At 63.2% G+C, this 23,459-nt stretch carries 20 protein-coding genes; 10 read left to right on the forward strand and 10 right to left on the reverse strand.

From position 1 onward, the window contains the following. Position 1: 1 nt before the first annotated feature. Positions 2 to 1,291, reverse strand: a complete 1,290-nt coding sequence (locus LOC59_RS00330) for an ABC transporter substrate-binding protein (RefSeq protein WP_229970058.1) — start codon at positions 1,289 to 1,291, stop codon at positions 2 to 4. A gap of 300 nt (positions 1,292 to 1,591) precedes the next feature. Between LOC59_RS00330 and LOC59_RS00335 the strand changes: the two genes are divergently transcribed. Together LOC59_RS00335 and LOC59_RS00340 are read left to right on the forward strand one after the other, a co-directional pair. Then, entirely contained in the window at positions 1,592 to 2,593 is a 1,002-nt protein-coding gene (locus LOC59_RS00335) for an acetamidase/formamidase family protein (protein WP_227895972.1), read from the forward strand. 15 nt (positions 2,594 to 2,608) lie between these two features. Then, positions 2,609 to 3,370, forward strand: a complete 762-nt coding sequence (locus LOC59_RS00340) for an SDR family NAD(P)-dependent oxidoreductase (protein ID WP_227916150.1) — start codon at positions 2,609 to 2,611, stop codon at positions 3,368 to 3,370. Between the two features lie 11 nt (positions 3,371 to 3,381). Here LOC59_RS00340 and LOC59_RS00345 read toward each other — a convergent pair whose 3' ends face one another. Together LOC59_RS00345 and LOC59_RS00350 are read right to left on the reverse strand one after the other, a co-directional pair. Further along, on the reverse strand, positions 3,382 to 3,771 hold the full coding sequence (locus tag LOC59_RS00345; RefSeq protein WP_229970061.1) for a VOC family protein: 390 nt from the start codon (positions 3,769 to 3,771) through the stop codon (positions 3,382 to 3,384). Positions 3,772 to 3,952: 181 nt separating this feature from the next. Then, entirely contained in the window at positions 3,953 to 4,852 is a 900-nt protein-coding gene (locus LOC59_RS00350) for a PaaX family transcriptional regulator (RefSeq protein WP_229970064.1), read from the reverse strand. 71 nt (positions 4,853 to 4,923) lie between these two features. Between LOC59_RS00350 and LOC59_RS00355 the strand changes: the two genes are divergently transcribed. The 7 genes from LOC59_RS00355 (at position 4,924) to LOC59_RS00385 (ending at position 13,046) form a co-directional block, all read left to right on the forward strand. Next, the gene (locus LOC59_RS00355) at positions 4,924 to 6,105 is read left to right on the forward strand and encodes an ABC transporter ATP-binding protein (protein WP_229970067.1); all 1,182 of its coding nucleotides are present in this window, start codon (positions 4,924 to 4,926) and stop codon (positions 6,103 to 6,105) included. Next, the gene (locus LOC59_RS00360) at positions 6,105 to 7,892 is read left to right on the forward strand and encodes an ABC transporter permease (protein ID WP_229970070.1); all 1,788 of its coding nucleotides are present in this window, start codon (positions 6,105 to 6,107) and stop codon (positions 7,890 to 7,892) included. Before LOC59_RS00355 ends, LOC59_RS00360 begins: the two co-directional genes overlap by 1 nt. A gap of 29 nt (positions 7,893 to 7,921) precedes the next feature. Beyond that, a complete protein-coding gene (locus tag LOC59_RS00365) occupies positions 7,922 to 8,953 on the forward strand; it encodes an ABC transporter substrate-binding protein (protein WP_229970073.1) in 1,032 nt (343 codons plus the stop codon). Between the two features lies 1 nt (position 8,954). Then, positions 8,955 to 10,163 (forward strand): cytochrome P450, encoded by a 1,209-nt coding sequence (locus tag LOC59_RS00370; RefSeq protein WP_229970076.1) that lies wholly within the window; start codon positions 8,955 to 8,957, stop codon positions 10,161 to 10,163. Continuing rightward, positions 10,163 to 11,356 carry a cytochrome P450 gene (locus tag LOC59_RS00375; RefSeq protein WP_229970079.1) on the forward strand — a complete coding sequence of 398 codons (1,194 nt, stop codon included), beginning with the start codon at positions 10,163 to 10,165 and terminating at the stop codon, positions 11,354 to 11,356. The genes LOC59_RS00370 and LOC59_RS00375 overlap by 1 nt, the downstream gene beginning before the upstream one ends. 11 nt (positions 11,357 to 11,367) lie before the next feature. After that, on the forward strand, positions 11,368 to 11,883 hold the full coding sequence (locus LOC59_RS00380) for an HtaA domain-containing protein (protein ID WP_229970082.1): 516 nt from the start codon (positions 11,368 to 11,370) through the stop codon (positions 11,881 to 11,883). A gap of 209 nt (positions 11,884 to 12,092) precedes the next feature. Next, on the forward strand, positions 12,093 to 13,046 hold the full coding sequence (locus tag LOC59_RS00385; protein ID WP_229970085.1) for a hypothetical protein: 954 nt from the start codon (positions 12,093 to 12,095) through the stop codon (positions 13,044 to 13,046). Positions 13,047 to 13,127: 81 nt separating this feature from the next. On the opposite strand, the gene hpaD is transcribed toward LOC59_RS00385, so the two are convergent. The 7 genes from hpaD to LOC59_RS00415 all read right to left on the reverse strand — a co-directional run bounded on the left by hpaD (position 13,128) and on the right by LOC59_RS00415 (position 21,674). Next, positions 13,128 to 14,198, reverse strand: coding sequence for a 3,4-dihydroxyphenylacetate 2,3-dioxygenase (hpaD, locus tag LOC59_RS00390; RefSeq protein ID WP_227895962.1), 1,071 nt, complete (start codon positions 14,196 to 14,198; stop codon positions 13,128 to 13,130). Positions 14,199 to 14,285: 87 nt separating this feature from the next. After that, the gene (gene hpaE, locus LOC59_RS00395; RefSeq protein ID WP_229970088.1) at positions 14,286 to 15,785 is read right to left on the reverse strand and encodes a 5-carboxymethyl-2-hydroxymuconate semialdehyde dehydrogenase; all 1,500 of its coding nucleotides are present in this window, start codon (positions 15,783 to 15,785) and stop codon (positions 14,286 to 14,288) included. A 42-nt stretch (positions 15,786 to 15,827) separates the two neighbouring features. Beyond that, positions 15,828 to 16,505, reverse strand: a complete 678-nt coding sequence (locus LOC59_RS00400) for a GntR family transcriptional regulator (RefSeq protein ID WP_229970092.1) — start codon at positions 16,503 to 16,505, stop codon at positions 15,828 to 15,830. After that, positions 16,502 to 17,971: a fumarylacetoacetate hydrolase family protein gene (locus tag LOC59_RS00405; protein WP_229970095.1), complete on the reverse strand. Its 1,470-nt coding sequence runs from the start codon at positions 17,969 to 17,971 to the stop codon at positions 16,502 to 16,504. Before LOC59_RS00405 ends, LOC59_RS00400 begins: the two co-directional genes overlap by 4 nt. Positions 17,972 to 18,073: 102 nt before the next feature. After that, positions 18,074 to 19,990, reverse strand: a complete 1,917-nt coding sequence (locus tag LOC59_RS00410; RefSeq protein ID WP_229970099.1) for a DUF3732 domain-containing protein — start codon at positions 19,988 to 19,990, stop codon at positions 18,074 to 18,076. After that, positions 19,987 to 20,481, reverse strand: coding sequence for a three component ABC system middle component (locus tag LOC59_RS16815; protein ID WP_442860555.1), 495 nt, complete (start codon positions 20,479 to 20,481; stop codon positions 19,987 to 19,989). Before LOC59_RS16815 ends, LOC59_RS00410 begins: the two co-directional genes overlap by 4 nt. Further along, positions 20,478 to 21,674 (reverse strand): ABC-three component system protein, encoded by a 1,197-nt coding sequence (locus LOC59_RS00415; protein ID WP_229970101.1) that lies wholly within the window; start codon positions 21,672 to 21,674, stop codon positions 20,478 to 20,480. Before LOC59_RS00415 ends, LOC59_RS16815 begins: the two co-directional genes overlap by 4 nt. Positions 21,675 to 22,376: 702 nt before the next feature. On the opposite strand from LOC59_RS00415, the gene LOC59_RS00420 reads away from it, so the two are divergent. Continuing rightward, positions 22,377 to 23,156, forward strand: a complete 780-nt coding sequence (locus LOC59_RS00420; RefSeq protein ID WP_229970104.1) for a DUF4839 domain-containing protein — start codon at positions 22,377 to 22,379, stop codon at positions 23,154 to 23,156. Positions 23,157 to 23,459 lie beyond the last annotated feature (303 nt).

The following is a 23,459-nucleotide window of genomic DNA, read 5'->3' on the forward strand; positions in this document are numbered from 1 at the left end:
GCTAGAAGGTCTCCTGGGCGGCCTTGATCTGCTCAGCCATCCGCGTCACGGCCTCGTCGGCGCTCGCGTCGCCGGAGATCACCGAATAGGCGTTTTCATAAATGGCCTGGGAGATCTGCGGGTACACGGGCGACTTGGGCCGGGGCTTGGCACCCTCCACCGAATCGCGCAGCTGCTGTGCGAACGGCATCTTTTCCTGCACCGCGGGATCGTCGTAGGCCGCTTCATTGACCGGGGCCTGCGAATAGTCCGCGGCGACCCGCTTCTGCCAGTCGGGGGTGGTGGCGAAATTGATGAGGGCGACGGCGGCTTCCGGATTGTCCGAGAAGGCGTTGATCGCCAGGTTCCAGCCGCCGAGGACGCCGCTGGGGGTCCCGTCCTCGCCGAAGGCGGGCAGCGGCGCGACCTCAAAGGTCCCGGCGAGGGCGCTTTCATTCAGCAGCCGGTACACGTGCGGCCAGTTGCGCTGGTAGCCGTAGTCTCCGCTTTCAAAGGCCAGACGGGTGGCGTCCTCGTCATAGGTAAGGACGGACCGCGGGGCTGCGCCGTCTTCGAGGCCCTGTGCCATGAACTCCAGCACTTCCCGGGTTTCCGGTGAATCGACGGTGACGTTGCCGTCCTCGTCCAGGACTTCGCCGCCGGCGCTGTAGAGCAGTTCCAGGAAGTTCACGGTAAGGCCCTCATATTGCTGGGCCTGGTAGACGTACGCGTTTTCGGGAGCGGCGACTGCCTCCTCGTAGAGCTGCTGCCAGGACTCCGGGGCACTGACCTTCTCCGGCATGTAGTAGATGAGGCTGGCGTTGGTATAAAAGGGAGCGGCCCAGTACTTGTCCTCGAACAGGGCGGTTTCCAGGGTGGAGGGGATGGTGCCTTCCTCGTAGCCGCTCACCAGTTCCGTCTGGTCCATGACCCAGCCCTGGCTGGCGAACTCGCTGACCCAGGTGACGTCCATGAGGAAGAGGTCGCACTCCGTGGACTCTCCTTCCAGGCGCTGCACCATCTGGGTGCGTGACTGGTCCGAGTTGGCGCCAATCTCCACGTATTCGGCCTGGATGTCAGGATTCTGCTTGGTGAACTCCGCTACGGTTCCGCGGTTGATGCCGCTGGCGTCCTTGTGCCCGCAGAGCTTTACTTCTCCGCTGGCCCCGTCGGCCATGCCCGGGTTTACGGACTCGGTTTCGGCGGTTCCGACGTCGCCGCCGCCGCCGCATCCGGCCAGCACCATGGCGGCTGCTGCCAGCCCGGCACCAATCCGACGGGTCCGTGCGGTGCTGTTGCGTCCTCTGCTCACGTGCTGTCCTTCCGCGCTGTCGACGATGACAGCTGGCTTGGCCGGGAGCTTTCCCGGCGACTTGGCATCCCGTTCTGGCTTCACGTTCACCTCTTACCGCGCACGAGGTGGTGCCCACATTTGCGGAGGGTGCCTAAGCATGTCAATGCTTTTGGTGCGAAAAGAGCGCTGGAGGTGCGAATCATCAACTCTGGCCCCAGAAGTCACAGCCAGCACAACTTTTACTGCCGTCGGATGCGCGGCTGCCGTGTTCTGCCCCGCTGTATCCAGAAGCTAAAACCTCGGCTAGGCTCCCGGCGCATGGAGATCGTCGAATACCGCCCCCGCCCGGACCAGCTGGTTTACACCTTCGGCGGCGCGGAGCCGGTGATGCGGATCAAGCCGGGCACGGCCCTGAAGCTCTGGTCGGAGGACGCGTTCAACAACGCCCTGACCTCTGTGGAGGACCTGTCCAGCGAGAAAGTCGACCTCAACTTCGTGAACCCGCAGACCGGACCGTTCTATGTGGAGGGCGCCGAACCCGGGGACACCCTCGCGCTGCACATCGTCGAGCTGACCCCGGCCCGCAGCTACGGCGCCTCCGCCACGATTCCGTTCTTCGGCGGGCTCACCAGCACCGACCGCACCGCGTTCCTGCAGGACCCGCTCCCGGACACCACCTGGATTTACCACGTCGACTCCACCCGTTCCACCGTGGGTTTTCAGGCGAGGTTCGGAGACTTTGAGGTCGCGCTGCCGCTGGAACCCATGCTCGGCACAGTGGGGGTGGCCCCTCCCGGCGGCGAGGTCCGCTCCTCGCTGGTGCCCGAGCGTTTTGGCGGGAACATGGACGCCCCGGAGGTCAAGGCCGGCACCACGGTGTACCTCGGCGTGAACCAGTCCGGAGCGCTGTTCTCTATAGGCGACGGCCACTACCGGCAGGGCGAAGGCGAAGCCTGCGGCACCGCCGTCGAAGGTGCCATGCACTCCACCATCCTGGTGGAGCTGATCAAGGGCGGCGCCCCGGCCTGGCCGCGGCTGGAGAGCGACGGTGAGTGGATGGCCGTGGGGTCTTCCCGCCCGATGGAGGATTCCTGGCGGATCGGGCAGGTGGAGATGGTGCGCTGGTTCGGCGAGCTCTTCGGCCTGCACCAGATGGACGCCTACCAGCTGCTCACCCAGACCGCGCAGGCGCCGATCGCCAACGCCGTGGACGCGAACTACTCCGTGGTGGTCAAGGCCCGGAAATCCCTGTTCCCGAAGGCCGCCGCCTACGACGGCCTGCACGCCGACCTGCGCCGGCGCAGCGCAGAACTTCTCTAAACACTAGGAGCAGTCATGGATCTGCAGTTGAGCGGCAAGACGGCGCTGGTCACCGGCGGAACCCGGGGGATCGGGCGGGCGATCGTGGAGGCGTTCGCAGCGGAAGGGGCGAACGTTGCCTTCTGCGCCCGGGACGCCGCCGAAGTCGCTGCCACCGAAACGGCGCTCGCGGGCACCGGGGCAAAGGTTGAAGGCACCGTTCTGGATGTGGGCGACGGCGGCGCCGTGGCCGCCTGGGTCGATGCCGTTGCCGGCCGTTTCGGAGGGCTGGACGCGGTGGTCAGCAACGTCAGCGCGTTGGCGATCCCGGATTCTCCGGAATCCTGGGAGGCCAGCCTTAGGGTGGACGTGATGGGCACCGTGGCTCTGATGCAGGCGGCAATCCCGCACGTGGAGCGCAGCGAGTCGCCGTCGCTTGTGGCTATTTCCAGTGTCTCCGGCCGTGAGGTGGACTTCGCCTCCGGACCCTACGGCACAGCGAAGTCGGCACTGATCGGCTACATGGCCGGGCTCGCGTTCCAGCTGGCCGGCACCGGGATCCGGGCCAATACCGTCTCGCCCGGCAACACCTATTTCGACGGCGGCGTCTGGCAGGGGCTCGAAACGGGGGCTCCGGAGATGTTCACCGAGTCCCTGGCCCTGAACCCCACCGGCCGGATGGGCACGCCGCAGGAGGTGGCCGACGTCGTCGTCTTCGTCTCCAGCCCGCGTGCCTCACGGATGACCGGCGCGAATGTGCTGGTGGACGGCGGTCTGTCCCGCGGGATCCAGTTCTAGCCTGGCTGGTATCAGGCTGTCCGCTCCGTTTCGCTGCGCAGGATGCAGAACTCGTTGCCTTCCGGGTCGGCCAGGACCACCCAGCCCGTTCCGTCCGGACGCCGCTGGTCATCCACCTGTGTGGCGCCAATGGCCAGCAGGCGTTCGAGTTCCAGGTCCCGGCCGCCTACCTCCGACGGCTCAAGGTCCAGATGCACGCGGTTCTTGACCTGTTTGCTGTCCGGAACGGTGATGAAGAGCAGCCGCTGGGTGCCGTCGGGGGAGGAGATCATGCATTCGTCGTCACCGGGCTGGTTGGGATCGGCGGGGTCATCGTGGAAGTCGAGCACCTGGGCCCAGAATTTCGACTGGGCATAGGCGTCGAGGCTGTCGAAGGTCGTGTGGGAAATCGATACGGTCATGGCCGGAAGCATACGGCTGACCCGTCGGATTTCGCCTTGCGTGGGTGTGGAACGAGGCCGAGGAAGCATGCAGTTTCCCAGTCGCCGTTACAGAAGTTCGCTGGTGGGGTCACTTTGGTAACACGAGCCACGATGACTGGGAGAACTGGGCGGTCCGCCAAGCGGAGTGAGGCCCGTTCGGCTACAGCCGGCGAATCGAAACGTCCTGCACGTGGGCGGGGGAATGCTGCTCGACGACGGACCGGACGTAATCGATCGCGTCCTCGGTCACGCCGTCGTACAACTCTGCAAACGCCTCGCGGGCGGCACGCCGCGGCCAGTCGTCCGCCAGTAATCCCAGGGGCAGGTCCGGATCAAAGCGCGGGAAGCCGCGGAAGACGTTGACTACTTCTGTCCGGGCCCGCATCGACTCAGCCGGGGAAAGCTGGCCCTTGCGCATCCGGTCCAGCGGATCCTGGAGAATCGCGGTGAAGGACGTGTACAACTCACGGGCCAGGTCCAGGTCCCAGGCATCAACCGGGTTGCCGAAGCCGGTCCCCGCAGAAGAGACGCGGCCGCGAATCAGGGACGCCGATACCACTCCGAGCTTTTGGCAGAGGGCTATCGCCTGCTGTCCGTCGTCCCGGGGAGTGATCCACGCGCCGTCGTACAGCGGAGCGAACCACATCCATGACAGGCCCTTGCGCAGCTGCTGCCGTACGGCCCGCTGGTCCTCCGGGATGGAGAAGAGCAGGGTGGTCCAGTCGGGATCGGCAGGACCGTGGTCGGTGCCGAAGACCCGGATCACGGTGAACCCTTCAGTGAGCCGGCGCCGAGCCTTGTCCGACAGGGCATAGAAAGTCCGCCGTCCATCCTTGACGGTGGTTAGGCGGCCTTCCCGCGAGAGCCGGCTGAGCAGTGTCCGAGTGCCCGACGGGCTCACGTCCATGCCGGCCATCAGGTCCACGAGGGCACCCGAAGGAACCATGGCTCCCTCTTCCAGCCAGTACTCAGCCATGAGCGTGACCAGTACCCGGCGTCCACGGGGGCCTTCAGCCACGACGGATCGCAGGTCTTCCAGATTGCTCCACACAGCGCTCATAGTGCCATGTTTGCATCACTTATCGCGAACCGTTGACGAACGCACGAAATGTGCCATACATTGCGCATGTGATGAAGATTACATCGGCGCCTTCGAGTCCAGCCCGCCAATCTGCCGCCGCGGAGCATCCCGAGGTGCAGAGGGCCGTTGAAATCAGCCGGCTGACGAAACACTTTCGCCGGCAGGACGGCTCCACGGTGCCGGCCATCGACGGCGCTGACCTGAGCATCGAAAAGGGTGAGTTCGTGGTCCTGCTCGGGCCCAGCGGATGTGGAAAGACCACGCTGCTGCGGTCGGTTGCCGGCCTGGAGACCCCGGATTCCGGGCGGATCACCGTGGGCGGGACAACAGTGTTCGACGGCGCCACCGGCACCAACGTGGGTGCGGACCGGCGCGAGCTGAGCATGGTGTTCCAGTCCTACGCGCTCTGGCCGCATATGACCGCCGCGCGGAATGTCCGTTACCCGCTGGAGAACCAGCGCGGAGCGCGGCGCGACCGCTCCAGCATGAACCAGCGTGTCGAGGAGGCCCTCACCGCCGTCGGGATCGGGGACCTCGGCGGCCAGTACCCCAGCCAGCTCAGCGGCGGACAGCAGCAACGCGTCGCCCTGGCCCGTGCGCTGGTCAACAATTCCGACGTCGTCCTCTTTGACGAACCCCTGTCCAACGTGGACGCCAAGGTCCGCGAGACACTGCGCGTGGAGCTGCTGTCCATGCAGCGCAGGTTCGGGTTCACCGCCCTGTTCGTGACGCATGACCAGTCCGAAGCCATGGAACTGGCCACGCGAATCGCCGTCCTGGACAAGGGGCAGGTACAGCAGTTCGGCACACCGGATGAGGTGTATGCCCGGCCTGCCACCGAGTACGTGGCCAAGTTCATCGGCAACACCAATGAGCTGGAAGGAACGCGGACTGAAGGCGGCTACAGCACCTCCCTCGGGCTGGTCCGTACGTCCGCCGCGGCCGGGGAACGGGTATCCCTGCTGTTCCGGCCCGAACACGGGAAGCTCTTCGCCGAGCGGCCGGATATGGCCAGTGCACTGCCGGGCCGCGTCGTGGCAGTGCTGTTTATGGGCACCCACACCGAATTCCTTGTCCAAGCCGGTGAGACCCGAATGCGTATCTGGGTCAGCGGCCGTTCCACCGACTTCCGGGACGGAGACGAGGTCTGGGTTGGGCTGCGGGAACAGGACGTGATGGTCTTCCCCCGTGAAGGAGCGGAGCAGCAGGAGCCACAGGAAGAGCGGGCCTGATGAGCATCGAAACCACGGTCAAAGACGACCGGTCCCCAGTGGCGGAGCCCAGCCCGGGCCTGCCGCGGACCCGCCGGACCCTAGCCGCCCGGCTGCGCGGAATGAACAGTTTCGACACGGTCTCCCTGGTGCTGGCCGGTGTCCTGGTGGTGCTCGTCTGTTTCCCGCTGGTGCGGGTGGTTATCAACATGTTCTACAAGGACGGCCGCTTCACCCTCGAGGCCATCCAGCGCACCCTCGCCATCGAGGACCTGGGCAAGCTGATCATCGACACCGTTGTGGTTGTCATGGCCAGCTCACTGCTGGCCGTCGTTATCGGGTTCCTCCTCGCCTGGGCCAATACCCGCACGGACGCCAAGTTCGGCATCCTCAACGAGGTGTTTCCGTACCTGCCCTTCCTCCTGCCCCCGATCGCGGGAGCGGTGGGCTGGACCATGCTGCTGTCCCCGCAGGCCGGACTGCTTAACTCCTGGCTGCGGGACCTGCTGGGGCTGATAGGGATCCAGCTTGAATCAGGGCCCTTCGACATCAACTCCTGGTACGGGCTGATCCTCGTCTACACCTTCTATGCCGTGCCGTACGTCTACATGAACGTCTCCGCGGCCATGCAGAGCCTCGACTCGAGCCTCGAGGAGGCATCGCGGATCAGCGGAGCCAGCGCCCTGACCACCCTGCGCCGCGTCACCCTGCCGGCTCTGGCACCTGCCATCGGCGCCGGATTCCTGCTGTGCACATGGTTCGGGTTCGGCATGTTCTCCATCGCGCAGATCATCGGCACCCCGGCCGGCATTGACATGATCCCGGTCCGGATCGTCAAGCTCCTCACCTTCACCTATCCGCCGGACGAGGACCTGGCGATCGGGCTTTCCGCAATCGTGGTCCTCTTCGTCGGCCTGTCCTACTACGTGCAGTACCGCATCCTGAGGAACTCCCGCTTCAGCAGCATCGGCGGCAAGGGCACGCACCACACCGTGACCAAGCTGGGCATCTGGCGCCCGGTGGTCCGCGGCGCCGTGCTGCTCTACGTTGGCGTCTCGACCGTGCTGCCCATGTTTGCCCTGTTCATCGTGTCCCTTAACGGGTACTGGACGGCGAACATCCAGTGGGATTCCCTCAGCCTGGACGCGTTCCGGACCGCGCTGGTGGATGACCCCAAGACCCGGGAAGCGTTCGCCAACTCCATGACACTGGGCCTGGTGGGCGGCGTCATCGGCATCACGGTCGCGGCCATGGTCTCTCTCTATATCGCGCAGCACCGCAGCCGCATGACGCTCGGACTGGACGCCGCGATCAAGCTGCCGGCCTCCATCTCCAACATGGTCATCGCGGTGGGCATCCTGCTGCTGCTGGCACGCCCGCCGTTCAGCCTCGGCGGCACCTGGCTGATCCTGCTGATCGGCTACCTCGCCCTGTACCTGCCGCAGGCCTCGATCGCGGCGGACGCCGCCGTCGCCACCGTGGGCAAGGAACTGGGGGAGGCCTCCGAGGTCTCCGGCGCCCGCAAGTGGAAGACCTTCCGCCGGGTGTTCCTGCCGCTGATGCTCCCGGGCCTCGTGGGCGGCTTCGCGCTGCTCTTCGTCCGCATCATCGGCGACCTCACCGCCTCCGCGATCCTCTCCGGCACCAACAACGTGGTGGTCGGGTTCCGGATCCTGGAAGTCTTCAACGGCGGGTCCTATGCCCTGCTCGCCGCGCTCGCCTCAACCCTCGTGATCGTCACCGCCGTAATCCTCGTCGCCGTGCTCTGGCTCTCCAAGCGCATGGGCGTCGCCCGAAGCCGCAGGTAAATCCGTCCCACCCCCGAAAGGAAACCCCAATGAAGAGGCACCTTCCCGTTCTGGCCCTGTTCGCCGCCGCATCACTGGCCCTCAGCGCCTGCTCCTCGGCCGGAGGAGACACCGACGTCTCCGAGGCCACCAACCTCGACGCAGAAACCCAGGCCCTGGTCGATGAAGCCAAGGCCGCCGGCACCGTCACCCTGTACGGCATGGTTGAAGAGTCCGCGCTGCGCCAGCTCGCAGCGGACTTCAAGGCCGCCTACGGCATCACCGTGGAACCGCTGCGCCTGGTCTCGAGCGACCTCACCCAGCGGTTCTCCAGCGAAGCAGACAGCGGCAGCAGCCCTGCAGACCTGATCATGCTGACCGATTCCCCGTTCTACGACGAAGCCCTGGAGAAGGAATGGCTCCTTCCGTTCTCCGAGGCGGAGATCCCCGGGTCCCTGATCGAGGAATTCCCGGCCGAGCTCTACACCCATGACGGGAACACCCCCATCATTTCCATGGTCCCCACCGAGATGGCGTACAACACCGACTTGGTGGCCAGCGCCCCCACTTCCTGGGAGGAATACGCGAAGCCGGAGCACAAGGGCAAGATCCAGATCGCCGAGGTGGATTCCTCCCCGGCAAACATCGCTTTCTGGTCACTGATGCGCAGCGAATACGGGGACGGGTTCCTGGAAGACATCGCCGCGAACACCCCGGTGCTCTCCGGCGGCGCCGTTCCGGGCACCCAAGCCGTGGCAGCCGGCGAGTCTGCCATCGCCCACCCCGGCGTTCTGGCCGTGGTGAAGTCCCTTCAGGGAAGCGGAGCGCCTGTCGAAATCTCTTCCCCGAGTCCCACCACCGGTCCCGAAGTTGGTCTGGGTTTGGTCAACAACTCCCCGAACCCGGCCGGCGCCAAACTTCTGGCCGCGTTCCTGATGAGCAAGGACGGGAACCAGCGGTTCAACGAAGTCGTCTCGCAGATCTCTCCGTACGATTCCGAGGGCATGGCCGGCTTCACCCGGGTCCGGGACATCGAAATGTCCGATGCCCCCGAGCTCAAGACCCTGCTGGGCATGAACTGATATGCAGATCCGCACCAAGGACGCCCGCCGGAGCGCCCACGACTTTGACGCGCAGCTGCCGGAGGGCTTCGACGATGCCCACCGCCGGTTCGCGCGGCTGCGCGCCGAAAACCCGGTTGCCCGGAGCCAGGACTTCGGCGGGTTCTGGGCCATGCTGGGCTATGAGGAACTGACCGAGGTCATCACCGACATCGACAGGTTCACCACGAACAAGCAGAACGCCATTCCGAAGTTCGCCTTTACCGGCGTCCGGCCGCCGCTGCACCTGGACCCGCCGCAGCACACCAGCTACCGGCGCGTGATCAACCACTTCTTCACGCCGCCGAAGATGCGCGCCCTGGAGCCTGTGGTGCGCCGGTGCGTCGTCGAATTGCTGGAGCCGCTCATCGCCGAGGGGACCGTGGACGTGGCGAGGGCGTACGCCCAGAAGCTGCCCGCCCACGTGTTCGCGGAGTTCTTCAACCTCTCGGTGGACACCAGTCTGGACATCAAGGCAGTCAGCGGCACCTACGTTGACGCCATCCAGGTGCTGGACCATGACACTGTCAAGGGGCTGAGCAAGCGGCTGTATGAGATTGCGCAGGCAATCATCGACGAGCGGAAAGCGGGATCTTTCTCCGCGGAGGAGGATCTCACGCAGGCGCTGCTGGAGGCAGAGGACGACGGCGGTCCGCTTCCGGATGCGATGGTCCTGGGCTGCGTCCGGCAGCTGATCGTCACGGGGATGGTGGCGCCGAGCGTTTTTATCGGCAACATGTTCGTGCACCTCAGCCGGGATCCAGAACTCCAGGAGCACCTGCGGGAGCATCCGGAGGATATTCCGGCGGCGGTGGAGGAGTTCCTGCGCCTCTACAACCCGTACCGCGGCATGGCACGTACGGCCCGCCGGGACACAGTGGTGGGCGGGCAGCAGATCCTGGCCGATGATCCGATCGCGCTGGTCTACACCGCCGCCAACCGGGATCCGCGGGTGTTCGATGACCCGGATTCGTTCCGCCTGAACCGGGAGAACATCAGCCGGCACATCAGCTTCGGCCGGGGAACCCACTCCTGCCCCGGCGCACCGCTGGCCCGCATGATGTTCCGCATCACCCTGGAAGAGGCCCTCTCCCGCAGCCGCTTCGACCTCACCGGCGACCCCGGCATGGCGAAGTGGGCGGAGTGGGGGACGAACCACGTGCCGCTTGAGTTCATCGCCATGGGAGCGTGATGGATCCGATCGGCAGCGGCCGCCTGGCCGGCAGTTTCTCCCTGCCCAGCGACGACCCCCAGGAGACGTTCGCCGCCTATGCCCGGATGCGCCGGGAGCGCCCCGCGGCCTACACCCGGGACCTGGGCGGGTACTGGGCGCTGACCCGGTTCGAGGACGTGCAGGCGGCTGCTGCCGATTCGGAAACCTTCATCTCCTCCGTCAAGGCGGTGGTTCCCAGTGATCCTCGAGGCATCCGGAGGCCGCCGCTGAACTTCGATGCCCCTCGGCACACGCCGTTCCGGCGGGCCCTCAGCCGAACCCTCTCTCCGGGACGCGTGGCGGCGCTCTCGGAGCGGATCGGGGAGCGGGCACATGCGCTTTTCGAGGATTTCGCGGACGGGTCCGACGACGATATCTCCCGCACCTTCGGTACGCTGCTTCCCGCCTACGCGGAGGCGCTCTGGCTCAACCTCGAGGATGAGCGCATCACGTGGCTGGCGCAGACCGCAACGGCGTGGGTAGACGCGTGGCGGCGGCAGGACGGTGCCGCCGTCACCCGCCACAGCGAGGAAATGTACGACGTCGCCCGCTGGCTGGTGGCAGACCGCCGCCGTAACCCGCGGGACCCGCGCCAGGACCCGGCGTCGTCCCTGCTTTCCGAGCGGGTGGACGGCCGGGAACTGGACGAGGAACACATCATCGGCGCGCTGCGCCAGTCCCTGGTGGTGGGGATGGTCGCCCCGCCGCTGTTGATCGGCGGGATCGCCCGGCATCTGGCACTGGATCCGCAGCTGCATGCCGCGATGCGCTCGGGGGACGTGCCGCTGGAGCGGGCGCTGGAGGAATTCCTGCGCCTGTACACGCCCTACCGCGGCTTCGCCCGCACGGTCAGCGAGCCGGTTGTCGTGGCGGGTGAGACGCTGCAGCCCGGGGAACCGGTCACTCTTGTCTACGCTGCCGCGAACCGGGATCCGGCCAGGTTCCCGGACCCGGACCGGTTCGACGCCTTCCGGGAGAACGTGGACGGCCACCTGGGGTTCGGCCGGGGACGGCACCAGTGTGTTGGCCAGCATCTGGCCCGCGGCATCATCGGTGCCGCCCTGCAGGTCCTGGTCCACCGGGCCGAACGCCTGGAGCTCCTGGGCACGCCGGAGCCGACCCGCATGCCCGAACTCGGCTACCAGTCCGTCCGGATCCGGGTGCACCGATGAACGGAGGAACGTTGACCGCTACCGAAACCTTGACCCACCGAAACACCGGACTCGTCTGGGGGCTCAAGGACAGTTTCCTGGCGTACGTCGCCGGCTGCCCGGACGGCACTGTCGAACTTTCCCCCGGGACCGGCCAGTTGCCTGATGGCAGCTTCTATTTCTCGCCGGATCCGGCTGCCCCGCCGGCTGCCCTGCACTTCCGCGGCGGTGTCCGGCTCCGGGCGCACGGCGGGATGCTAGACGTCTGTCTCGCGGATCCACGGGTCGATGAAATATCCGGACAGCCCGTCCTGACCGCCGAAACCTGGAAGGACGGGGTGTGGCAGCGGATCTCCTTCGCGGATTTGAGCTGGTTGCCTGCCGTTGCCGGAACGGACGACGACGCCGGGGACGGTACGGTCCGCACGCTGCTGGCAGAGACGCGGCTGCACCCCGAGGCAACGGCACTGTTTGACGACACCTACCCCGCGGGGGAGGTCCTTTCGCTGCTCCTGGTTCGGACACCGCTGGAGGACTCCAATAGCTGACGCCCGAAGCGGACCCAAGGGTGGCGTCCCGGCGCTGCCCTGACCGCTGGCCGACCGGAGGAGGGTATGTGCACCGCGTTTCCCAGCGAAAGCCACAAACCGGAGCGGATCGGGGAGGAAACCCGCATTGGTGGGCGGGTCGGCCGGGACGAATCCGGGGCGGTGCGGCAGGATCGGACAATCGTCCGTCTCAGCAAAGGGGAGCTCGAATGGGGATTTTCGGAAAGAAGCGCTCATCAGGGAAGGAACCGGCACAGGAAGAGGGACCCGACCCGTACCTGACGGTGTTTTCAGCCTCAGAAGCCAACGACTTCCGCGCCCTGACCCGCGAGGTATTCGCCGAGATGGGCTTCGAGGTCCAGATGCATCCGGACCATGCGGTGGACAGCGAGGGGCGGAAGTACGGGTTCTGGAATATCGCCGCGCTCTGCAGCGGGTTGCCGCGGGCAGACTGGAGGCCGGCGATCACCGGCCACCTGAAGAACGTGCTGGCAGGGTTCGACCAGGATCCTTTCGCCGCCCTCTCACCCGATGACGCCGCCAAGCAGACTTTTACCCGGCTGTATGAGGAATCGGCGTTTCCCAGCCTGGAGGGGTATCCCCACCGAGAATTCGCTCCGGGAATCGTCGAGCTGCTGGCCCTGGACCTTCCCGAGTCAGTCGCCATGTTCGACCACCAGAAGGCCCAGCACTTCGGCGGGTGGGAGGCCCTGAGGAACCAGGGAATCGCCAACCTGCAGGGCCTGGATGTGGAGCGGCTTCAAACCATCCCGGCGCATGGCGCAACCTTCAGCTGCCTGTCCGGCAACTCCTTCTACACGGGCAGCAGGGCAGTGCTGCTCCCCGGGCTGGCAACGCAGGTCACCGGCAAGCGCGTGCATGAGGACCTCGGCTGGCTGCTCTGCGTTCCCAACCGGCACCAGGTTGCCTGGCACATCATTGAGGACGCATCAATCGTTGGAGCCGTGCAGGGGATGGCCGGTTTCGGAATCGAGGCTTACAGCAGCGTTCCCGGTCCGGTGAGTCCGCACGTGTACTGGTCGAACGGCAGCGGCTACGAACAGCTCACGCACCGGAAGGACGACGGCACGCTGGTGGTCCGGGTCAGCCCGAACTTCCAGCGGGTCATCGAAGCGGTCACCGCGGCCACACCCGGATCCTGATACCCGGCCCCAACGAAAACGGGAGGGACAGCCAAAGCCGTCCCTCCCGCCGTCGTACGCCGGCTGTTTGTTCGCCTGTTACTAGAGCTGCGAACCGACCTTGAAGTCGGTCGCGTCGCCGCGGGTGTAGGAGAAACCGTCAGCGCCGATGGTCACTTCCATTTCGGAGGAGTCGGTGCGGGCAATGACTTCCTGCGGGTTGCCGTCCAGGTCCAGGACCAGGGAGGCCTCGGTGTACCAGGACGGAACGACGGGGTTGCCCCACCAGTCGCGGCGCTGGTTATCGTGCACGTCCCAGGTGATGGTGGGGTTGTCCGGGTCGCCGGTGTAGTAGTCCTGGGTGTAGATCTCGATGCGGTGGTCGTCCGGATCCAGGATGTAGAGGTAGAACGCGTTGGAGACGCCGTGGCGTCCGGGGCCGCGCTCGATCCGGTCGGAGATGCGCAGGGCGCCCATCTTGTCGCAGATCTGGATGATGTTGTGCTTCTCGTGCGTGGCGAATGCGACGTGGTGCATGCGGGGACCGTCGCCGCCGGTGAGGGCGGTGTCATGCACGGTGTCCTTGCGGTGCATCCACGCGGCGTAGGTGACGCCGTCGGAGTCCTTGATGTCCTCGGAGACGCGGAAGCCCAGGTTCTCCAGGTAGGCGCGGCCGCGGGGAACGTCCGGGGTGACCTGGTTGAAGTGGTCCAGGCGCACCAGCTCGCCGGCGGAGTAGAGGTCGTAGCGCTGGGTCAGGCGTTCCACGTGGTCAACGTGGTAGAAGAACTCGTACGGGAAGCCCAGCGGGTCCTCCACGCGGACGGAGTCGCCCACGCCCTTGGTGAAGCCGTTGGCGCGGCGTTCGGTGCGGCAGCCCATTTCCTTGTAGTAGGCCTCGGCAACGTCCACGTCTTCCGGGGTGCGCACGCGGTAGGCGAAGGATGCGACGGCGGCGACCGGTCCCTTGCGCAGCACCAGGTTGTGGTGGATGAACTCCTCGAGGGAGCGCAGGTAGATGGCGTTCTCATCTTCTTCGGTCACGTGCAGGCCGAGGACGTCCACGTAGAACTCGCGGGACTTGGCCAGATCGGTGACCACCAGTTCCATGTAGGCGCAGCGGACAATGTCCGGCGGGTTGATGGAGGGCTTGGGGATGGGGTTGGCGTTCATGGGGTTCTCTCTTCGTTGAAAGGGGGGTGGAGGTCTGACGGCGCAGGGCGTGGGCGCGCTGCGCCGTCAGGCTTGGGGTGCTGTTGCTTATTTGCCGGTGCCGAAGCGGGGCGAGTGGGCCTCGTTGAGGGTGATCTGGATCGACTGCTGGGTGGTGTAGAAGTCAACGGAACGGTAGCCGCCCTCGCGTCCGAGGCCTGAGGCTTTGACGCCGCCGAACGGGGTGCGCAGGTCACGGACGTTGTTGGAGTTCAGCCACACCATGCCCGACTCGATGGCGTGCGCGAAGTTGTGTGCGCGCTTCAGGTTCGAGGTCCAGACGTAGGCGGCGAGCCCGTACTTGGTGTCGTTTGCGAGCTGAAGCGCCTCTTCGTCGGTGTCGAAGGGGGTGATCGCGACGACAGGGCCGAAGATTTCCTCCTGGAAGATCCGCGCGTCGGGCTTCACATCGGCGAACACGGTCGGGGCCACGTAGTTGCCGGTGGGGAAGCCCTCGGCCCGGCCGCCGCCGGCCAGCAGGCGGCCTTCGCCCTTGCCGATCTCTATGTAGCTCATGACCTTGTCGAAGTGGTTCGGGTGCACGAGTGAGCCAACCTCGGTGGCGGGGTCGCTCGGGAGTCCCACCCGGATGTTCTTCGCACGCTCGGCGAAACGGGCCACGAAGTCGTCGTAGATCTCGCGCTGTACGAGCACGCGGCTGCCGGCGGTGCAGCGTTCGCCGTTGAGGCTGAATACTCCGAAGACGGTGGCGTCAAGGGCGGCCTCGATGTCGGCGTCGGCAAAGACGACGGCCGGGCTCTTGCCGCCGAGCTCGAGCGAGAGGCTCTTGAACTGCGGGGCGGCGGCGGTCGAGATGGTGGCGCCGGTGGAGCTGTCGCCGGTGAAGGAAATGATCGGCACATCGGGGTGCTTCACGAGGTAGTCGCCGGCAACGCTGCCGGACCCGAAGATCAGGTTGAAGACGCCGTCCGGCAGGCCTGCCTCGCGGAAGATCTCCGGCCACAGCACAGCGGAGAGCGGGGTGTAGCTGGCCGGCTTCATGACGACGGTGTTGCCGGTCGCGATGGCCGGCGCGAGCTTCCAGGATTCCTGCATGAACGGAACGTTCCAGGGGGTGATCAGGCCGGCGACGCCGATCGGCTTGCGGTTCACGTAGTTGATCTGGCGTCCGGGAACCTTGAACGCGTTGTCTTCCTGCGAAACGATGAGGTCCGCGAAGAAGCGGAAGTTCTCGGCTGCACGGCGCGCCTGGCCCTTGGCCTGGGTGATGGGCAGGCCGGAGTCGTAGCTCTCGAGGAGGGCGAGCTCTTCATCACGCGATTCGACGATGTCGGCGATCTTGTGCAGCACCCGGGAGCGTTCGCGCGGCAGCATCGTCGGCCACGGGCCGTTCTGGAAGGCATCCTTGGCGGCTGCAACCGCGCGGTCGACGTCTTCCGGCTGCGCTGAAGCAACGGTGGCATAGTTTTCGTTCGTTACCGGTTCCAGCACGTCGAACGTGGCGCCGTTGGCGGAATCCACGAACTTGCCGTTGATGAAGTGCTGGAGGTGCGTGGGCAGGTTTTCCGGAATGTTGTGCTCAGCCATGGGCTTCTCCTTTGATGCTGCGGACATTGAGGGGGTTGGGGTCTAGCTGGTGGTGCTGGGGGTGTGCTTCAGGTACGCGTCGAGGGTGGCGATCCGGTGGGCGCGGGCCGCGGCCTCAATGGTGCCGGCGTCGGCCTTTGCCTCGATCAGTTCGAGCAGCCGCTCGTGCTCCGCAACGGAGTCCTGGGCCCGGCCGGGAACATAGCTGAAGGTGGAGGAGCGCAGGGCGCCCAGCCGGTTCCAGCCGCGGTGGACCAGGTCCAGGATGTGCGGATTGGGGCAGTTGGTGAACAGGGCGGAGTGGAAGTCCCGGTTCAGGGCGGTAAAGCGGACCGGGTCGAAGTGCTCCAGGCAGTCGCGCATTTCTGCGTTGATTGCCTTGGCCTTTGCCAGGTCCTCCGCCGTGACGAGCGGTGCGGAGAGCGCCGTCGCGTACCCTTCCACCAGGCTCAGGGTCTGCATGGTGTAGAGGTACTCGGTGGGGTCGATCCCGGTGACGGTGGCGCCGACGTTCCGTTCGAACCGGACCAGTCCTTCGGCTTCCAGCCGGCGGATCGCCTCCCGGACCGGGACGGCGGAGCAGCCCAGGTCCGCGGCGATCCGGCCGAGCACCAGGCGGTACCCGGGCCCGTACTCACCGGAGGCGATCTTCGACTGGACGGTCTGGTAGGCCTGTTCGGCCTTGCTGACCGTTCCGGCTCCGTTTGCGGGGGCGCTCACGCCTGTTCCGCCGCCCACGCCTCGTACTTTTCCTTCCACGCCGCGTTCATCGGGTACAGGCCGTCGACGCCGTGGCCGGCCTTGACCATTTCGGCGATGAACTCTTCCTGGTGTTCCTGCTTAATGCAGGCTTCCACCAGTTCCTCGGCGATGGCCGGCGGAATGACCAGGATGCCGTCGTCGTCGGCCACGATGATGTCACCGGGCTGGACGGTGGAACCGCCGCAGGCGATGGTGATGTCCGTGTCCCAGGGGATGTGCCGGCGGCCGAGGACGGCGGGGTGCGGGTTGGCGCAGTACACGGGCAGGTCGAAGCTGGCGACAGTGGAGTAGTCGCGGACGCCGCCGTCGGTGATGATGGCTGCGGCGCCGTTGTGCATAGCGCGCAGGGCGAGGATGTCGCCCAGGGTGCCGGTGCCCTTTTCGCCGCGGGCTTCCATGACCAGCACTTCGCCTTCGCGGACGGAGTCGATGGCGCGCTTCTGCGCGTTGTAGCCGCCGCCGTGGGTCTTGAAGAGGTCCTCGCGGTTGGGGACGTAGCGCAGGGTGCGGGCGGTGCCGACCACCTTGCGGCCGGTCTTGGTGCCGGTGAGGCCGTCGATGGAGACGTTGTTCAGGCCGCGGGCACGCATCTGCGAGCTGAGGGTGGCGGTGGCAACGGATTCCAGCTTCGCCTTGAGTTCGGGGGTGAGGGTGGGCTGCTTCGGTGCGAGCCCGGCCTTCTCGGCGGAGCCCCAGGCCTCTTCGCGCTGCTTGTCATCGATCTTGGGCTGCGCGCCAAAGGCGGCCAGCGGCGTCGTGCCTTCGGTGACGGTGGTGGTCAGACGGCCGGTGGTCTGGCCTGTGGAGGGGGAGTCCACTTCAATTTCGACGACGTCGCCCGGGACAGCCACGGAGGCTCCGGCGGGGGTGCCGGTGAGGATCATGTCCCCGGGTTCCAGTGTCAGTAGCTGGGAGAGGTCGGCGACCAGCTGTGCGAAGGGGAAGAGCAGGTCTTCGGTGGTGTCGTCCTGGGCGAGTTCGCCGTTGACCCAGGTGCGGACGCGCAGGGCTGCGGGGTCCACGGTGGCGGCGTCGAGGATGGTCGGGCCCACGGGGGTGAAGCCGTCGCCGCCCTTGGAGCGGAGGTTGGAGCCTTTATCTGCCCAGCGGAGGTCGTACACGCCGAGATCGTTGCTGGCGGTGACGCCGCTGACGTAGCTCCAGGCGTCTTCGACGGAGACGCGGCGGGCGGTCTTGCCGATGATCAGGGCGATTTCGCCTTCGAAGCCGAGCAGCTCGCAGCCGGCCGGGCGCTCCACGGTGCTGCCGGTGAGGGCGAGGGAGGAGCTGGGCTTCAGGAAGTAGGAGGGCTGCTCGGGTGTGCGTCCGCGTTCTGCTGCCCGGCTGGGGTAGTTGATGTGGACGGCGATGACCTTGCCGGCCTGTGCCAGTGTCTCCGGTGTGGCGGTGCTGCTCGTGGACATCTCACTCCTGGATCAAGTACGAAATCGTATACGATCCAGTGTGCCTTGTGGGGTGGGTCACGTCAAGCGCGCGAGAAAGGTGTCTAGGGGCTGAAGTCCGAGTCATTGCCAAGAGTCTGGTATCAGCGCCTCATGCCCGCGCCATCTTTCCACCACACCCTGCTGGAACCAGTCTTCCTCTAGGTCTGCATGTTCAGTGATTATGAGTTGGAAGCCTGTTGTACTCTCTGATAGGAACTCACGCAGAACGGTATAGACGCGCACAAGCATCTGGCGGTCATCGTCGGTGAGGTCTTCATTTGTGGGATCTCTGTGATCCGCTGGAAAATATACCTGCGAAGGCTGATCTAGGAACAAGAACCGCGGAACAGGCCGGGAGGCCTTCATGAAGTAGTCGTGCAGCCCGATGAGAATCGCAATGTGATAACCGAGCCAGTTTTCGGCGCTACCTATCTCTCGTAGTGGGTATCTCCCATCAGGAGTGCGAACTACCACAGTCAATTTCTTAATATTCAATTCAACAGGCCAGGGCGCATGCTCCAGTTGCAGATCTGAGGCTACTCTCGTAGCGCGTTGGCTAATAAGTGCCAGAGCGTCCTGTAACCGTTCGTCGACACTCTCGGGATCAATTTCATTTTCCAAAACGGCTATTTGATCTTCCAGTCTGGAGATGTCGGGGGTAAAAGCAGTGTCAGGCCCCTTTGCTGAGATCGAAGATAGATAAAATTGAATCTTGCCCTGGAGTGACGCACGCGCATTTCCAAGCTGTTGCCGCTCTTGGAACGCCTCATGTGCTGCGCTGGCGTGCGTGATACGGCTTGAGTTGTCCCTCAAGCGGAGAGCGAGGTCTGCTAATTGTTCATCGAATGATTCAATGGCAGCGCGCAAGCGTGGCGTGTCCAATTGCACCTCTTCTAGTTCTCTCGACAAAGAACGGAGATGTCGGTTTAGCGTCAGGCTGATTGATTCGCCGGTACCTAGGGGTGAATAACAAAGCGCGCACCTCTCATCCTGATCGTCGTTCAGGGGTGGCAACATATGGAGCGACTCCAAGCGTGCCTTCTGTTGAACCGCCTCGGTACTGAACTGCTGCTCATAGTGGATTTGCGTCTCAGCAGCCATGCGATTCGCGCGGAGCTGGGTAACCTCATTGCGCAGGGCCTCTCGCTGGCTGAACAGAGTCGGAAGTTCATCCACGAGGACGTCGTCAGAGTCAACATCGAAACTTGTTGGGTCGAGGGAGCGTAGTGTAGATACTGAATCCGTCTCTTGGAGCGGATCGCCATCGAGAACCTGAAGCGCCACGGCTTCCCGCACCAGGTGATCGGCCAACGCAGGTTTGGAGACAGCCTTTGTCTCCTCCGAATTGACCTTCATTTGACGAAAAGTCCGCCGAAGTTGTCGGAGCTTTTCGACCTTGGTGACGTAGTCGGCGTCTACGGCACCTAAGAAGTAGGGAAGAACATCACGGATTGCTTGCGGAACCCATTCGGTTGCCTGCCCGTGGAAGAGGGCTGTCTGGCTGGCCACTTCGTCTTGGTGCTGCATGGTGAAGTGATTCGAATGTTTAACACTAACTTCAAAGGTGGAACGTGTACCGCCACCGACGTCTGTTAAATTGTCACCAATCCCAATCGCCCTTGATAGTAACCGGATGCCGGTCTCCATGTCGGTATTTGGTGCCAAGTACTCTGCCGTTATATGGCTAGGAATATATCCGGCGGAGTAGTGCATCCTTGTGCTCACCTGTCTACCTTTATCGGGGGCAGGGCGTGCTATCAGGAATCGCTGTGTTTCTGTGGCCAGCTCTAAAGCGTATGTAGCAACCTTATTGCGGATTATTCCGCTAGGCACTGTGAACTCAGATGATCCCAAACAGTATTGAATTATGGGAATCAGCGAGGTCTTTCCAGTGCCAGACCTGCCGGTAATAATATTCAGCCCATTCAATTTAAATTGAATGGATCGAACTTCGGCATGGTGGCTTACGAGATGAACAGATTTAATCTGAAATGTCATGGTCTTACTCCAAATAGGGTGAAGAGTCCGGGTGTGCTGGGATAGGTGCTGAACCAACGCCCTAGAAAATAGGCAGTCTTCTGAATGGCAGTGATTTCAGGAGTCCCGCCACTGACTCTCTTTGGAAGAAGTTTTGGTCCCAGAATCAATCGCCCGTGATCGACTAATAGTATTTCAGTGTGAAGGGCCATACTTATCCCGTCAGTAACTAACGGGGACATCCCGCTTAGTTTTTGGGGAAGAACGCTCCTGATTTCTGGATTTCTTGCAACCCAGGAGACTATGGAAGAGTTTATGCGTCTGGGAATCGTCTCGCGGGTCTCGGAGTCCAAACACATGGGTATGACGAGATAGGACTCCCCCCAATCGATACCATTCTGTCCTCGCTCGGTTGCTCCTTGGACTGCACGGCCCAATATGAGTGCAAGAAAGGCTGGATTGAATAGGGCGGCAGAATCGCGGGGCAGACTTGACCAAGCTCTTGTTGTCACTTCACTGCACCGTCACGGGTTGTAAGTAGCTCGAGGAGCTTTTCGGCAAATTCAGGATGCCATCCAATTTCGTGCTCATGCGCAAGGATTTGTAGAGAGCCGCGGACGACAAAAGGTGCCGTGCATCGATCTCGAATCACTGGCGCCGTCGCCCCTTCCGCCCAGTTGTAGAGGTTTCGTGCCGCCGACAACTTAGCCTCTTCCGTCGCCCCTACCCCGAGAGAGTCTTGGAGTTGATCAAAGTAGATGTTCCATTCTTCCTTCAGCGCTATGCCGTACTTTTCCAATTCCCTATACAGAAGTAAGTTATCTCTTTGCCATGCCGAGCGCTGGTTGAATGCGCGTAGATAGTTGTTAATGGCTCGTTCAATTCGACTTTCGCTAACTTTAATGAATCTGAGTTGCTCCACGAAATCATGATTTTGATAGCGAACTGTTGGGGCGGTCATATTGGCTATCTTGTCAGAGATTGGAAGGTTGTCTTCGGAAAATTCATCGCGAAGTGATTGTATTTGTGCATCCAATTGATCGAACCGAATAAACCTGTCTCTTTCGTCGCTTAGCTTGCTGATACAGAGATTGAACCACCATCCTTCAAGGTTGCTGGCAAATGTCTCGAGATGCTGTCGCGGGAACCCAAGCGCCAAACTGGCATGAATCTTCTGTCTTACTTCGTAGATGTCCGGCGACTCGGCAATTATCTCAATTTGGGATACAAGTTGTTGCTGCAAAGGTTGCGATAGTTGACTAAAAGCATCATATGCTTTTTGGTTCGTGAGGTTCGTTTCTGATGCGATTTGTTTTAGTTTTTTCCAGGCTTGATGAGGGTCTCGAGACGTGCCTGATAACAAGGCTCCAACACTTCCATCTGGGACAGTTCCCGTCGTGATCAACCGGAACTGGACACCCGTGATGTCGAAGGTTGGGTTGCGTGCAATTCCCGCCCAAATCCGGAGCGTCTTCCATAGGTCGCTACTTCTATCAGTTAGAGAGGAAAGACTATCTCGGTGCTTGAGCTGCTCGACACGGTGCTCCTCGGGCCCCATGATCTCGACGTCATCTGCGGCTTCAATGGCGACCATGCCAAGGATATTGTCTTTGGCCCCTTCAATGGCTTGCCACAGAGAGTAGCGCAGCTGTTGCATATAGCCGAGTAATGAACGTGAGGCGTCGTGGGGCTGAGCGGCTGTCATTGTCTGGGTCCTGATCGGGCTAGGGTGCAGGCGGTCCGTGATCGCAAATGGTCGAAATTGCAGACTACTGGGCGATACGGCTTTTTGAGTGTAGCCACGGCAATCGTTTCGGTTGCAGTTCGTTCTGTCGTCATTTGTTGGGGCTCACGAGATACTCATGCGGACTAGTAAGTACACCGCCTTGAACAGAACCTGCACACGCGGGGGATGCCAGAGGAATACCTAAGCACAGTCAGAGGGACAGCTGCCAGGGCATTTAGTTGCATGTATGCTTGCCGTACAGTCGGAGCGCATTGGTGACGCGCAGGGCGCCGACCGACGACGCCCAGGGTTCCGCGGCGACCCTCATCGTTCCCAGATTCGGGAGTATCCGCAGGACTTTAAAGGCTCTTAAACGTCAGCGGCCAGTCCTGGGGTAAATGCCCGCATCGTTTCGGGACATTTTTTATGAGCGGTTCAGTCTGTGGACCAGATTGAACCCACCTGCACGCCTGCCGCTGCCAGCTGCGGAACAAACCTCAGCACCGCGAGCCAGAACCAGACCCGGAATAGGGTTGGAGAACAACACCCGCTGGAGCAGCCCCTGTTCGGACGGGCTTAATCCCGCTGGTCCCGGCCCGGCCTGTCGTAGGGCGGGCCGGTATTCCTCTATGCTCGCGAGAGATCACGAGATATGAATCCGATTGGGGGTCGGGAAGCCGCATGGCTGACGACGAACTGCAGTATGAGTTGAAAACCGTGCGGGCAATCCGCGGTGCTGAAGCCAGGACAACGGCGAAGTGGCAGAAGGAAGGGTGGGAATTCGTCTCCCAGGACAAGGGGACATTGCGGTCGGAGATCACGTTCCGGCGACCAGTTCGGAAGACACCTTGGCGCTTGGTGGCGGTGGTGGGCGTCGTCGTGGCGGTCCTGATCGCCGTCGCTATCACTATCGGTGCGATCCAAGAGGGAAACGGCAACGCCGTCGCTAATCCCGGCACCTCAGCCACACAGACCAGTTCAAGCGAGCAGCCGAATGTGCCATCGACGGCCGCGGAAGCGACGCCAAGTGAGCGACCATTCGAGACTTCAGCGGCGGCTGAACCAGCTGAAGCTGCACTCACGGTTGAGAACAGTAGTGACCTAGCTTTTCTACTGGTCGTCACCGACACCTGCAGCGAATCAATTGCGGTCTTCGCGGCCAAGCATAAAGGGGAGAGCATTGCGTTCGACGGGAGCATCGGTGCGATGAACCCTCATGGCGACTACAAGACTCGGTATGACATCTTGGTCGGAGCTGGAGATTTCAGCGAAACAAGCTCACCTGGGCCGGCTTTCCAGTTTAGGGATGTGAACACCACCTCCGATTTGCGTTTCATGGGAGCGAACGTTCCGGACTCGATAGGTGTGGGCGACAACCTCCGCATCACAGCCCGTGTTGTGGGTTTTGAGGAGACCTCCTGCCTCTTGTTGTTGAACCCAGTCCATACTTCGTTCAGGTAAAACTGGCGGTTGGAGGTCGTTCTTCGATTCACCCAGGTAGGCAGATGGAGCTGGCGTAACTGAGCCTCCTCCCGTTTCCTCACATGTCACGCGTGTGGGACACATTGTGTAGTAACGAGCTAATCCCTGTAAGAGTCTTTGTCGCGATCTTTGAATAGACCGCAAAGTTATACAAATACTGTAGTGAGCCACAAAATCATTGGGGGAACAGAAAGTTCATGTATAAAAGTCGCCAAGTTACCCTAACAGTCGTTCTGGCTGGTGTATTGTTCCTGGGCGCTTGCGCTGTGCCAGATCGAGGTC

The organism is Arthrobacter sp. zg-Y916 (assembly GCF_020907385.1).
In the GTDB taxonomy this organism is placed as follows: Bacteria; Actinomycetota; Actinomycetes; order Actinomycetales; family Micrococcaceae; genus Arthrobacter_B; species Arthrobacter_B caoxuetaonis.

Coding starts and splice junctions, on each gene's coding strand:
- LOC59_RS00415 (WP_229970101.1), bottom strand. CDS start 21,674: ATGACAGCCGCTCAGCCCCACGACGCCTCACGTTCATTACTCGGCTAT.
- hpaD (WP_227895962.1), bottom strand. CDS start 14,198: ATGAACGCCAACCCCATCCCCAAGCCCTCCATCAACCCGCCGGACATT.
- LOC59_RS00340 (WP_227916150.1), top strand. CDS start 2,609: ATGGATCTGCAGTTGAGCGGCAAGACGGCGCTGGTCACCGGCGGAACC.
- LOC59_RS00360 (WP_229970070.1), top strand. CDS start 6,105: ATGAGCATCGAAACCACGGTCAAAGACGACCGGTCCCCAGTGGCGGAG.
- LOC59_RS00420 (WP_229970104.1), top strand. CDS start 22,377: ATGGCTGACGACGAACTGCAGTATGAGTTGAAAACCGTGCGGGCAATC.
- LOC59_RS00375 (WP_229970079.1), top strand. CDS start 10,163: ATGGATCCGATCGGCAGCGGCCGCCTGGCCGGCAGTTTCTCCCTGCCC.
- LOC59_RS00410 (WP_229970099.1), bottom strand. CDS start 19,990: ATGACATTTCAGATTAAATCTGTTCATCTCGTAAGCCACCATGCCGAA.
- LOC59_RS00385 (WP_229970085.1), top strand. CDS start 12,093: ATGGGGATTTTCGGAAAGAAGCGCTCATCAGGGAAGGAACCGGCACAG.
- LOC59_RS00345 (WP_229970061.1), bottom strand. CDS start 3,771: ATGACCGTATCGATTTCCCACACGACCTTCGACAGCCTCGACGCCTAT.
- hpaE (WP_229970088.1), bottom strand. CDS start 15,785: ATGGCTGAGCACAACATTCCGGAAAACCTGCCCACGCACCTCCAGCAC.
- LOC59_RS00365 (WP_229970073.1), top strand. CDS start 7,922: ATGAAGAGGCACCTTCCCGTTCTGGCCCTGTTCGCCGCCGCATCACTG.
- LOC59_RS00405 (WP_229970095.1), bottom strand. CDS start 17,971: ATGTCCACGAGCAGCACCGCCACACCGGAGACACTGGCACAGGCCGGC.
- LOC59_RS00355 (WP_229970067.1), top strand. CDS start 4,924: ATGAAGATTACATCGGCGCCTTCGAGTCCAGCCCGCCAATCTGCCGCC.
- LOC59_RS00370 (WP_229970076.1), top strand. CDS start 8,955: ATGCAGATCCGCACCAAGGACGCCCGCCGGAGCGCCCACGACTTTGAC.
- LOC59_RS00350 (WP_229970064.1), bottom strand. CDS start 4,852: ATGAGCGCTGTGTGGAGCAATCTGGAAGACCTGCGATCCGTCGTGGCT.
- LOC59_RS00335 (WP_227895972.1), top strand. CDS start 1,592: ATGGAGATCGTCGAATACCGCCCCCGCCCGGACCAGCTGGTTTACACC.